The organism is Anaerotruncus colihominis (genome assembly GCF_010206195.1).
Classification (GTDB): Bacteria; Bacillota; Clostridia; order Oscillospirales; family Ruminococcaceae; genus Anaerotruncus; species Anaerotruncus colihominis_A.
The window spans coordinates 601,497-613,057 of record NZ_VIQT01000009.1; the positions used below are offsets into that span (position 1 = coordinate 601,497).

The 11,561-nt window shown below is 53.9% G+C and carries 12 protein-coding genes; 4 read left to right on the top strand and 8 right to left on the bottom strand.

The genetic code is table 11. The annotated features are described in order from the left end of the window. Window positions 1–16 precede the first annotated feature (16 nt). From FMM72_RS07090 to FMM72_RS07115, 6 genes are all read right to left on the bottom strand, one after another. Window positions 17–1,156 (bottom strand): acyl-CoA dehydrogenase, encoded by a 1,140-nt coding sequence (locus FMM72_RS07090; RefSeq protein WP_162220993.1) that lies wholly within the window; start codon window positions 1,154–1,156, stop codon window positions 17–19. Between the two features lie 138 nt (window positions 1,157–1,294). Then, window positions 1,295–2,137 (bottom strand): 3-hydroxyacyl-CoA dehydrogenase NAD-binding domain-containing protein, encoded by an 843-nt coding sequence (locus FMM72_RS07095; RefSeq protein ID WP_160210666.1) that lies wholly within the window; start codon window positions 2,135–2,137, stop codon window positions 1,295–1,297. Window positions 2,138–2,190: 53 nt separating this feature from the next. Continuing rightward, a complete protein-coding gene (locus FMM72_RS07100; protein ID WP_160210665.1) occupies window positions 2,191–2,967 on the bottom strand; it encodes an enoyl-CoA hydratase-related protein in 777 nt (258 codons plus the stop codon). 117 nt (window positions 2,968–3,084) lie between these two features. Continuing rightward, on the bottom strand, window positions 3,085–4,269 hold the full coding sequence (locus FMM72_RS07105) for an acetyl-CoA C-acetyltransferase (RefSeq protein WP_160210664.1): 1,185 nt from the start codon (window positions 4,267–4,269) through the stop codon (window positions 3,085–3,087). A 237-nt stretch (window positions 4,270–4,506) separates the two neighbouring features. Then, entirely contained in the window at window positions 4,507–4,860 is a 354-nt protein-coding gene (locus tag FMM72_RS07110; protein ID WP_162220994.1) for a hypothetical protein, read from the bottom strand. Between the two features lie 32 nt (window positions 4,861–4,892). Continuing rightward, on the bottom strand, window positions 4,893–6,164 hold the full coding sequence (locus FMM72_RS07115) for a DUF1576 domain-containing protein (protein ID WP_162220995.1): 1,272 nt from the start codon (window positions 6,162–6,164) through the stop codon (window positions 4,893–4,895). Window positions 6,165–6,677: 513 nt separating this feature from the next. Between FMM72_RS07115 and FMM72_RS07120 the strand changes: the two genes are divergently transcribed. The 3 genes from FMM72_RS07120 to FMM72_RS17380 all read left to right on the top strand — a co-directional run bounded on the left by FMM72_RS07120 (window position 6,678) and on the right by FMM72_RS17380 (window position 8,332). Further along, the gene (locus tag FMM72_RS07120; protein WP_162220996.1) at window positions 6,678–7,223 is read left to right on the top strand and encodes a GrpB family protein; all 546 of its coding nucleotides are present in this window, start codon (window positions 6,678–6,680) and stop codon (window positions 7,221–7,223) included. A 17-nt stretch (window positions 7,224–7,240) separates the two neighbouring features. Then, on the top strand, window positions 7,241–8,080 hold the full coding sequence (locus FMM72_RS07125) for a deoxyribonuclease IV (RefSeq protein ID WP_243157738.1): 840 nt from the start codon (window positions 7,241–7,243) through the stop codon (window positions 8,078–8,080). Window positions 8,081–8,203: 123 nt separating this feature from the next. Next, entirely contained in the window at window positions 8,204–8,332 is a 129-nt protein-coding gene (locus tag FMM72_RS17380; RefSeq protein WP_257432122.1) for a hypothetical protein, read from the top strand. Window positions 8,333–8,386: 54 nt separating this feature from the next. Here FMM72_RS17380 and FMM72_RS07130 read toward each other — a convergent pair whose 3' ends face one another. Next, window positions 8,387–10,486 (bottom strand): sensor histidine kinase, encoded by a 2,100-nt coding sequence (locus FMM72_RS07130; protein ID WP_162220998.1) that lies wholly within the window; start codon window positions 10,484–10,486, stop codon window positions 8,387–8,389. Next, window positions 10,461–11,156 carry a response regulator transcription factor gene (locus FMM72_RS07135; protein ID WP_162221076.1) on the bottom strand — a complete coding sequence of 232 codons (696 nt, stop codon included), beginning with the start codon at window positions 11,154–11,156 and terminating at the stop codon, window positions 10,461–10,463. The genes FMM72_RS07130 and FMM72_RS07135 overlap by 26 nt, the downstream gene beginning before the upstream one ends. 212 nt (window positions 11,157–11,368) lie before the next feature. On the opposite strand from FMM72_RS07135, the gene FMM72_RS07140 reads away from it, so the two are divergent. Then, on the top strand, window positions 11,369–11,557 hold the full coding sequence (locus FMM72_RS07140) for a hypothetical protein (protein ID WP_160210658.1): 189 nt from the start codon (window positions 11,369–11,371) through the stop codon (window positions 11,555–11,557). The last annotated feature ends 4 nt before the right edge of the window (window positions 11,558–11,561 follow it).

Here is an 11,561-nt window from a genome sequence, read left to right on the forward strand (position 1 = left end):
GACTTGCAACTCCCTTCTACTTCAGAAACCCGCCGGAAATAACCATACGCTGGACCTCGCTGGTGCCCTCGTAGATCTCCGTAATTTTCGCGTCGCGCATCATGCGCTCGACGGGATAATCCCTTGTGTAACCGTATCCGCCAAAGAGCTGCACGCATTTTGTGGTGACTTCCATCGCCACTTCCGCGGCAAACAGCTTGGCCATGGCGGCATCGGTGGAGAAGCGTTTCTTTGTATCCTTGGCGACGGCTGCGCTGTAAACAAGCAGACGCGCCGCTTCGATCTTCGTCTTGAGATCGGCCAGCTGGAACTGTGTGTTCTGGAACGCGGAAATCGAGCGGCCGAACTGCTTGCGCTCCTTGACATATTTAACCGTCTCGTCAAACGCGCCCTGCGCAATACCGAGCGCCTGCGCGGCGATGCCGACACGGCCGCCGTCGAGCGTCGTCATAGCGATTCCAAATCCCTTGCCCTCCTGGCCAAGCAGATTCTCTTTCGGAACGATGCAGTTCTCAAAGATCAGCTCGCAGGTGGAGGAGCCGCGGATACCCATTTTAAGCTCCTTCTTACCAATGGAGAAACCAGGGAAATCCTTCTCGACGATGAACGCGGAAATACCCTTGACGCCCTTCGATTTATCGGTCATCGCAAAAACGATATAAACATCGGCCTTACCGCCGTTGGTGATAAAGATTTTACTACCGTTGAGCACATAATGATCGCCTTCAAGGACGGCCTTCGTCTGCTGACCGGAAGCGTCTGTACCGGCGTTCGGCTCCGTCAAACCAAACGCGCCAAGCAGCTTGCCCTGTGCCATCGGAACAAGATACTTTTTAATCTGCTCCGGGGTACCGAATTTCTTAATCGGATCGCAGCCAAGCGACGTGTGCGCTGAAACAATAACGCCTGTGGTGGCGCAGACGCGGGAAAGCTCCTCCACGCAGATCGCATAGGTCAGAGAATCGCAGCCTTGGCCTCCCATATCCTTCGGGAACGGAATACCCATGAAACCGAATTTCTGCATCTTAGCGACCGTCTCAGCCGGGAAACGCTCCTCCTCATCGACCTCCTGGGCCAGGGGCTTCACTTCTTTTTCAGCGAAGTCACGGAACAGCTGTCTTGCCATTTCCTGCTCTTTGCTCAATACAAAGTCCATGCAAGTTCCTCCTAAGTTCATCTTTAAACGCTCTTGCGCCGGGGAAGAAAAACCCCCTGGCGCGGGGCAGACCGCGCCGGGCAAAGGCCCCGCGCGGTCCTATAAGCCGGATGCGCCGCACCCGTGTGATCCTGTCTCTTACTTTTTGCTGTAATCGTAGAAGCCCTTGCCGGTCTTCATGCCGAGCAGCCCGCCGCGGACCATTTTGCGAAGCAACGGATGCGCGCGGTACTTCGGATCGCCCGTCTCAGCCAGCAAAACATCCATGATCGCCAGACAAACGTCAAGGCCGATCAGATCACCAAGCGCCAGCGGTCCCATCGGGTGGTTCGCGCCGAGCTTCATGGCGGTGTCGATACCTTCAACAGAAGCGACGCCGTCGGCATAGATGCCGATCGCTTCGTTGATCATCGGAACAAGGATCTTGTTGACAACAAAGCCTGGAGCCTCGTTAACCTCAACAGGGACCTTGCCGATCTCCTTTGTGATCTCGATGATCTTAGCGACCGTTTCCGGTGTAGTATGCGCGCCCGAAGTCACTTCAACAAGCTTCATGACAGGCGCAGGATTGAAAAAGTGCATACCGACGATCGCACGGTCCAAGCCCTGCGACATCTCGGTCAGGGAAAGAGAAGATGTATTGGAAGCGAAAATCGCATCCTTTTTGCAGATTGTCTGGAGCTTGCCGAACAGTTCCTTTTTCAGGTCCATCTTCTCAAGCGCAGCCTCGACAACGAGATCACAGTCGGCAACCTTGTCGTTGAGTCCTGTGGTGATCTTTGCAAGAACCTCGTCCATTTTTGCCTGCTCCATGCGGCCTTTGGCAACCTGCTTGGACAAAGATTTCTCAATCTTCTTTTTACCGCCCGCAGCAAATTCCTCGGTGATGTCGCACAGGACGACCTCGTAGCCGTCCGTTACGGCGAACGCCTGTGCAATACCGGAACCCATGGTGCCGGCGCCGATGACTCCAACTTTCATAGCTATGTAACCTCCATCTATTTTTAATTGCATCCGCAATAAAAAGCTGTGACTTACTTGTTCTCAAACGGGTCGGGCTTGCGCTTTTCAACGAACGCGGTCATCGCATTGCGCTGATCCTGCGACTCGAAACAGCTTCCAAACAGCTCCTCCTCGACCTCAATCGCCTTGTCCATATCGACCTGCAAGCCGTCGTTGATCGCTTTCTTTGTCGCGCGGACCGCGATCGGCGCGTTGCGCGCAATCTTTTCAGCCAGCTTCATCGCTTCATCCATCAACTGGTCAGCCGGATAGACGGCGTTGACAAGTCCAAGCGCAAGCGCCTCGGGCGCTTTGATCTTGTTGGTCGTGTAAAGCAGTTCTTTTGCCTTGCCCACGCCGATGATGCGGGCCAGACGCTGCGTGCCGCCGAAGCCGGCCGTAATGCCGAGTGAAACCTCCGGCTGCGCGAATACTGCGTTTTCCGAGGCGATACGGATATCGCAGCTCATGGACAGCTCGCAGCCGCCGCCAAGCGCAAATCCGTTGACCGCCGCGATAACAGGTACCGGCAGCGTTTCAATCTTGCGGAAGATATCGTTGCCCTTTTTGCCGAACGCTTTGCCTTCGGCCTTGCTCAGGCCGCTCATCTCGCCGATATCCGCGCCTGCCACAAATGATTTCTCACCCGCGCCGGTCAAAACAACGCAGCGCGTTTCATCGACGGAGATCGCATCAATCACTTTCTCCAGATCTGCCAGAACCTCGCTGTTGAGCGCATTGAGCGCCTTGGGACGGTCGATCGTAATGACGCCGACAAAACCCTTCTGCTCATAAGTGACAAAACTCAAGTTTGCCGCCTCCTTCATATTTGCGCCTATCCCTGCCAAACATGCACGGGATGAACGCTTTCAGACAGACCAAGGCCCCCGGAAATCCGGAAGCCTTCGTCCGTTCGGTATTTTAAATCACTGGATGTTTTCGACGATTTCGGAAACGCCCATGCCGCCGCCGACGCACAGCGTCGCCAGGCCGAGCTTGGCATTGCGGCGCTTCATCTCGTAAAGCAGTGTGACTAGGATACGGCAGCCGGAAGCGCCAACCGGATGGCCGAGCGCGATCGCGCCGCCATTGACGTTGACCTTGGACGCATCCCAGCCAAGCTCAATGCCTACGCCGAGCGACTGCGCGGCGAACGCCTCATTGGCCTCAATCAGATCCATATCATTGATTGTATATCCTGTCTTTTCAAACACTTTACGGGTCGAGAAAGCAGGTCCAATACCCATGACGGACGGATCGACACCAGCGGAAGCGCCAGCAACAAACTTCGCCAGCGGTTTCACGCCAAGCTCTTTCGCTTTCTCGGCGCTCATAACAACGATCGCAGCGGCGCCGTCGTTGATACCGGAAGCGTTCGCGGCGGTCACAGTGCCGTCTTTCTTAAAGGCGGGTTTGAGCTTGGCCAAGCTCTCAGCGACAACGCCGGCGCGTGGGAACTCGTCCGTGTCGAACATGACCGTGTCCTTTTTGACCTTGATCGGAACGGGAACGATCTCATCCTTGAACTTGCCGGCCTTCTGAGCGGCTTCGCATTTCTGCTGGCTGCTGGCGGCAAACTCATCCTGCATTTCGCGGGTGATGCCGTATTTCTCGGCGACGTTTTCAGCAGTGATGCCCATGTGATAGTTGTGGAACGCATCGGTCAACGCATCGTTGATCATCGTATCAACAAACGTACCGTTGCCCATGCGGTAACCATAACGGCCCTGCGGAAGCGCATACGGCGCGCCGGACATATTCTCCATACCGCCTGCGACAATGATGTCGGCCTCACCGCTGGCAATCAGAGATGCCGCAAGATTGACACACTTCAAACCGGAACCGCAGAGGTTATTGAGGGTCGTGGCCGGAACCTCGACCGGAATGCCCGCGTGAAGCGCGGACTGGCGCGCGACGTTCTGTCCCTGGGCAGCCTGCAAAACGCAGCCCATAAAGACCTCTTCGACCTGCTCGGGTTTAACTCCCGCGCGGTTGAGCGCCTCTTTGATGACAATTGCGCCGAGCTGCTCGACAGGGACATTGGCGAGCGAACCGCCGAACTTGCCGATTGCGGTGCGGCAGGCACCAGCTAATACAACTTCTCTTGACATGTTTACGCCTCCGATATTATATTTTTATTGGTTAACAATAAAAAGCATAAAGAGATTCCACACAGCGGCTTCTGCCGCCATGCGCTTTTCAGCAGCGGACAAACCCTTCGGTTTTTATTATACGATAAAAATTTTATAATTGCTATCTTTTTAACAAAGATTTCAGACGAAATTTATAGTTTGTACAAATATTGTGCCTGTCCAGTTTTTTCCTTTGTAAATTATCCACATCTATGCTCATTCTCTGGCCTTATAGAGCACCAACGAAACGCTGTCATCCTTAATTTCAAGCTTTCTGCATTCCACCATCTGCCCAATCAGATGCAGTTCTGTATCCTGCCCAAGGCCGCTTACACCCGCAAGCTGCCAGAAAAATTCCTCCAGCCCCTCATTGCGCTGCGCATTATTGAAAAAGCGGTCCAAATCGTCAATTTTCTTGCGCTGCGCCGGATCATAATTGCTCTCAAGCGACAGTTCGTAACCGTCCTGCTGTTTTTCCAAATCTATACGCACACCGCCTGAGCCGGCGCTGATAAAAAAAACGATCAGCTCGTCGATCACTTTTGTCATTTTCCTTGCAGTGGCATTCATGCCGATCCCCTCCTTTTTACCGCTTTCACGGCTCATGTTTCCTTGCGAAGCGACTCAATAAGCGGCACGAGGACAATGCATACGAGCCCCGCAGAAAACCCGTTATTGTAAAGATTCAGCCCTCCGTGCAAAAATCCCGTGTTAAGTACAACGGAAGCGTGGACCGCTCCCGCCAGCATCCCCCAGCCCCAGCCGAACTGCCCCGCGATCGGCGCCAGGCCTGTTGCAAACAATGCAGCAAGCAATGTGTTGGGCTCGTCAAGCGTCCATACCGTAAAAATAGAACTGACAATGACACCCAGAATAACAGGCGCAATGTTTTTCAGATGCTTACCGAACGCGCCAAACCCGCAGATTGTAAAAATTCCTCCGATCGTCGGGCCGTTCAGCTCTCCTCCAACAAACAGCACATATGCTGTCGCAGCCGCTCCGACACAGGCCATATTCATCATCGTGACCGGAAAGCCATCGTGCAGCACAAAGTCGGCCACCAAGCGTCCGGAATGGCGCATAATGCGCAAAAATCCCCGCGGGCTGTGTCCATTCCAAAGAAAGCCGGCCGCGCCCATCACCCCGAACAGGCAGAACAAAAAAGCCGCCAGCGGCAGGTTATTGCCCTCGCTCCATTCAAGACGCGTCTCAAAAACATGGCCGAACGATTTAAAAAAGGAGGCGAGCACCATGCCGATCAAGCCCGCTGTAAAGCCAACATTATAGAGATTGTACCCCTGATGGACACGCAATGTAAACGACGCTACAGCCGGAAGGATAAAGCCGATTCCCACGCCGATTCCCACGCCGACCATATACCACGCCGCAGCGTTTTCGCCGCCTACGTTGACAATCTCCGTCACCACCGGAGAAAGCGCAGTGCCAAACAGCGATATGTAAATATAGCGCCCGAACGGTTCCTGTCGGAACCTTGCATAAAGAAACCCGCCAAAAATAATCGGGAAAATATTCCATATATCTTTGCCAAACAACGAAAAACCCGCCATCAGAAAAAGACAAGCGATGCTAATTCCGGTGAAGTGCATACGCAATAGGCACAGAAGCCCAATACAGATCAACATTACAAGCCCTGAATTGACAAACGCAGCGCCCATGCCTCCGATTGCAATCGAGTCAGTGATCAAGCCGGCCTGCGAACGGATAATCCGCCAGATACCGCCCACAATTCCGGCAGGTGTATCCCAAAAGAAACCGAATACAATCAGCGACATAGCGAACACCACGAGCGCAGCGGCAATCCGCGCGCTCTGGAGCTTTTCTGGACTGTCGGATAAAAAGGCTCGCAAGCACATCTCCCCTATACGTCAAACGATTGAACCTATGCTGAAGGTGTGGCACAATTATTTTATCATGCCCGCAGCGCGGCATGATAAAATTGGCCATTAGGGCGGTAGCGGGCCGCGCCCGCGTATCGCACTGGCCATAAGGCGTATAATAACCGCTCTGCATTTATTTTAACATAGATCGTCCGTTTTGGGAACGGTGTTTTTGTAATTCTTTCATATTTTTTCCGAATCGTTCCACCTGTTTAATATTCAATTACTGAAAAAATCAAAAATCCTTCAATTTTGCATTTATGGAAAAGACGTTGTATAGTATAATAACCATAAAGTGGTTATTATACGCCTTATGGCCTGGGCGATTCGCCGGCGCGGCCCGTTGCCGCCCCGATGGCCAATTATACCAGTTATGCTCAGCGGCTCGCCGTTTGCGCGGCAGCCGCCTTTTGAAGTATGCCGGTCTATGGGGGACGCCATTATATCAGAAACTGGAAGCGCCCCCCTGTCATGGTTGGAGGAATTGCCATGCCGCAACGTATCCATGTCGTCCCTTATGACCCAGCTTGGGAACGTCTGTTCAATGAGGAAGCCGCTTTGATCAGTCAAATTATCGGTCCGAATCTGGACTGCATCCACCATATCGGCAGCACAGCGGTTTTAGGGCTGTGTGCCAAACCGATCATTGATATGCTTCCTGTGGTATCTGATCTATCCGCTGTCGACAGCCAAACCGACGCGTTTTCGGCTGTCGGGTACGAAGCGATGGGTGAATTTGGAATACCAGGACGCCGCTATTTCCGCAAAGGCGGTGACCGGCGCACGCATCAGCTTCACATCTTTGAAAAAAGTAATGTACGGGAAATCGAGCGGCACCTTGCATTCCGTGACTATTTGCGCGCGCATCCAAAAAAGGCGTATGAATACGGCGCGCTGAAAAGCCGGCTGGCCGCGCAGTATCCCAACAGCATCGACCGGTATTGCGACGGCAAAGACCAATTTGTCAGGCAAATGGAAAGGGCCGCGCTTCTCTGGCGCCGCGGGCAAACCGGCGCTGCTTTTTTGAATGAATGATGGTCAGGAGGTTGTTTATGTATATCGGTTGTCACCTGTCCGCCGCCAAGGGCTATGCACATATGGGCAAGGACGCACTCTCCATCGGGGCGAATACCTTTCAGTTTTTCACCCGAAATCCGCGCGGCGCGCGCGCCAAGGCGCTCGATTTGGACGATGTGCGCGCGCTTTTGGAGCTGATGGATGTAAACGCCTTTGGCACAATCGTCGCCCATGCGCCGTACACACTCAACGCCTGTTCGTCAGACCCGCATCTGCGGGAGCTTGCCCGTGATATGATCGCGGACGATCTGGAGCGGATGGAGCATTTGCCCGGAAACCTCTATAATTTTCATCCCGGCAGCCATACCGGACAAGGTGTTGATTCAGGCATCGTCCAAATCGCAGACATGCTTAACAGCGTACTGCGCCCCGGCCAGCGCACAACCGTCCTTTTGGAAACGATGGCCGGAAAGGGCAGCGAGGTCGGCAGCCGCTTTGAGGAGCTGCGCGCCATTCTCGACCGCGTCACGATCTCCGAACGGATGGGCGTCTGTCTTGACACCTGCCATGTATCGGACGCCGGCTATGATATTGTGAACGATCTTGACGGCGTGCTTACGGAGTTCGACCGTATAATCGGGCTGTCGCGTCTGCGCGCCGTCCATCTGAACGACAGCATGAACCCGTGCGGCAGCCGCAAGGACCGCCATGCCCGCCTCGGCGAAGGGACGATCGGTGTTGAAGCGCTTGTGCGCGTTGTGTGCCACCCAGCGCTCAAAGGTTTGCCCATCTGCCTTGAAACGCCGAATGAATTGCCCGGTTATGCGGCTGAAATCCGCCTTTTGCGCGAACGCTGCGGTGATTTGGACATGTGACGGGGCATTTTGCACTCCGGCTGAATGACGCGCTGTTTTCAGGGAATGATAACCGCGCCGGACCGCGATGGCGGACCGGTCAGTAAACGGAGCGCACGCTCCGCGTGCAAGGTGGTATCACCGATGGCAAAGCAGGGTATGAAACGCCCGGAGGTTGGGCCGAAGCAGAAAAACACCGTACCGCCCGTCCCGGAATTGCAGGGCGGCGCGAAACGTACAAAGGAAAAGGCCAAGCCTGTTACAGAAAAATAACGCTGACGCGCGGCGGGGTATATACCCCGCCGCGCGCCTCTCTTTTCCACATGCTTACTCGTTTTCTACGCTATCAACGGTGGTAACCGGCGCTTTTTCCTGAGACAGCTGCTCCTGCGGATCGTCTGGCAATCCGCAGGGCGGCCCGTCATTCTGCGGTTCATATGCTTCCTGTTGTATTTGTATGGCTTCCAATGCTTCCGGCATATCCTGAGCACAGAGCGGCAGCGTGACGATCGCTTTAAACAGGTCGCCGTCAAGCTCGATACGCAGCGTTCCGCCGCTTAACTCCGTGAAGCTTTTGGCGATCGCCAATCCCAGGCCGCTCCCCTCTCCCGTGCGTGATGCGTCGCCGCGCTGGAATCGCTCGACGATATCGTCGGCCGAGAAGGTCATCTCATAGTTGGCGATATTTTTAAAGGAGACTTCCGCCGAATCCCTATCCCGGCGAACAGATACATAAACACGCGTGCCGGACATGGAATATTTCAGCGCGTTGCCAAGCAGGTTTTCAAACACACGATGCAGCATCTTTCCATCGGCCCACACAAACAGACGCGCAGCTGCAAACTGCGGCTTGATTTCAATGCCGCTGGTACGTGCATCCATCTCCGCGATCGTCTGATCGACAAGCGACACCACGTCAATCTGTTCCGGATGCGCATCGATCGCCCCACTGTTCGCCTTGGAGATTTCAAAGAGATCCTGTACAAGGTTTTTTAACCGCTTCGCCTTCTGATCGATGATTTGGACGTAATCATTGGCAAAATCGGGGCTGAGCTGTTCGCGTCCAAGCAGGTCGACATAATTGATGATCGAGGTCAGCGGCGTCTTTAAGTCGTGCGATACGTTTGTGACAAGCTCAATCTTCATACGTTCGCTGCGCATCTGCTCCTCGACAGCGCGGTTGACTCCATCCATGATATCGTTGAGATCTGCTGCAAGCCCTGCAAAATCGCCGTTTACACAAAGAGGCTCGCACAGGCTGCCGCTGCGCATCTGTTCCACATAATCGACCACACGTCCAAAGTCGTCCATATTCCGGTTATACTCCCGCACATAGCTAAACAGCAGAAACAGCCCCAACGCGGCCAGCACCAGAACAACCGCAATCCAGATTTCCTCGATCCAGTCCAACAAGATCCAGGCCGTCAGAAAGCCGGCCGGAACCGCAAGCACACATTCCGCAGCCAGAAGCAGGATCAGCCGCCGTTTCATTCGCGCCAAAAAATCATGTCTGCTCTCCAGCCCGCGCAGAAAACGCGCGGCCGACATAAAGCTGTTGTTGGAAAAGAACGCCTGTATCCCATTGACAGACAGATCTGTGAGCAGCAGCCAGGCGCACCAGAAGCAAGCAAGAATGACGGCTAGCCCGGGGAGCGTCCCAATTTCGCGGAACGCGAATGTATCCACCGCCGTCCAGGCGCCAAACGTCAGCGATCCCAGCAGCAGCATCAGCTTTGGCTCCATCCAGATATGGCCAAGCGCGGCCGCAATGCTGCGATGCGCCTCGGCGAGCGTGCGGCGGCGCACCAGCGTGCACAGCAGAATAATCAGCGCGACAGCGACAACCGCCGCCCCAGCCGCAAGGAGCATGGACGCATAATACCATTGATAATAGGCGTCATAGATCAGGCCGTAATTCACAAGCCCGCTTTCAGGCCGTATTGCCAAACAGAAGGAATTCTGCTGCTCCGACCCCGGCCATTGATAAGCGGCCGCGTTGGAGCCTTGGCCGCGCGATGTCTGCATTTGCTGCGTGATAACGCCATCCGCGGCATAGATCACGTGCGCATAACCTGCGGCATCCATATTGCTGTTTACCCGCTCATACATCGCCTTGGCCGTTGCATCGGAAACAGTATCCGACCAAAGCCGGAAGGATCTTCCTTCTATAAAGTAATCAACGTTTAAATCATTGCGCAGCGTAAGCCCTGCGTCTCCATCCGGGCCGTTTTCGGCAATTGCATAAGCGTCTGCAATCATTCTGTTGACTGCCTGCTGGTAGCGCGGCGTCTCTTTATAATCAAGCGCGATCACGCCGGCCGCCCACAGATACAGCCCTCCGGCCATGGCCGCAACCACAATTGTCAGCGACAGTGCAAACAGGACGAACGCTGTTCCCGGCCTAGATTTTTTCAATTTTGTAGCCAATGCCCCACACCACCTTTAAATATTTTGGTTCCTTTGGATTGATCTCGATTTTCTCACGGATACGGCGTATATGAACCGCCACCGTATTTTCAGGCGCAAAGCTTGGTTCGTTCCAGACGCGTTCATAGATCTCATCGATCGGAAACACTCTCCCCGGATGGCGCATTAAAAGCTCGGTGATCTTGTATTCGATCGGGGTTAGCTTGACCTCTTCACCATCGACCTCCAATCGTTTCTGCTGTACATCAAGCGTCAGACCGCCGCAGACGATCGTTTCCGCAGGCCCGCCGCGGTCGCGCGCCGTGCCAAGCGTTACATAGCGCCGTAACTGGCTTTTGACCCGTGCAATCAGCTCCAGGGGATTGAATGGCTTTGTGATGTAATCGTCCGCACCAAACTCCAGGCCAAACACCTTGTCCGCGTCCTCGCCTTTGGCCGATACAAGAATGATAGGGATATTATTGCGCTCACGCAGCTTCAACATCGCTTTAATCCCGTCCATCTTCGGCATCATAATATCCATCAGAATCAAATGGATTGTATGGTCCGCGACGATATCAAGCGCCTGCAGCCCATCGTAGGCCTTATAGATCGTCAGGTTTTCCCGGCTCAAATAAATTGCGATTGATTCGACAATTTCACGGTCATCATCCACCACCAGCACACTCAACTTTTCCTCCATGATCCCATTCCCCCATCTGGAAATTCACGATATAGCCGTGTTGTGCAACCCCAGTATAGCACAAATTACGCCCCGCTTCGCGTTGATCTGATTATATACAGCAGTTCTTACCATCTATTCGACAAAATCCTTACAATTTTCTTAAGGAACTGTTTAAATTACATCAAGTCAGGCAATACTTTGTGTGAGGTGAAGCTTCCATGAATAACCAGAAACCGGCAGCCGGAGGGTTAGCCGTTCTGCTCAAAAAAAACGGCCAGGCACATCAGTACTATACATCGCTGCCAAGCTATGTGCAGGATCTCATCGGACGGCGTTCCGTTGATATCCACTCAGAATACGATCTGCATCGTTGTGCAGATAGCATTCTATACAGCCTGTCGAGGTAGGACA

Bases quoted from the DNA above. Each gene is read 5' to 3' on its own strand.
- FMM72_RS07090 (WP_162220993.1), bottom strand. From the start codon at position 1,156: ATGGACTTTGTATTGAGCAAAGAGCAGGAAATGGCAAGACAGCTGTTC.
- FMM72_RS07095 (WP_160210666.1), bottom strand. From the start codon at position 2,137: ATGAAAGTTGGAGTCATCGGCGCCGGCACCATGGGTTCCGGTATTGCA.
- FMM72_RS07105 (WP_160210664.1), bottom strand. From the start codon at position 4,269: ATGTCAAGAGAAGTTGTATTAGCTGGTGCCTGCCGCACCGCAATCGGC.
- FMM72_RS07110 (WP_162220994.1), bottom strand. From the start codon at position 4,860: ATGAATGCCACTGCAAGGAAAATGACAAAAGTGATCGACGAGCTGATC.
- FMM72_RS07115 (WP_162220995.1), bottom strand. From the start codon at position 6,164: ATGTGCTTGCGAGCCTTTTTATCCGACAGTCCAGAAAAGCTCCAGAGC.
- FMM72_RS07120 (WP_162220996.1), top strand. From the start codon at position 6,678: ATGCCGCAACGTATCCATGTCGTCCCTTATGACCCAGCTTGGGAACGT.
- FMM72_RS07125 (WP_243157738.1), top strand. From the start codon at position 7,241: ATGTATATCGGTTGTCACCTGTCCGCCGCCAAGGGCTATGCACATATG.
- FMM72_RS17380 (WP_257432122.1), top strand. From the start codon at position 8,204: ATGGCAAAGCAGGGTATGAAACGCCCGGAGGTTGGGCCGAAGCAGAAA.
- FMM72_RS07140 (WP_160210658.1), top strand. From the start codon at position 11,369: ATGAATAACCAGAAACCGGCAGCCGGAGGGTTAGCCGTTCTGCTCAAA.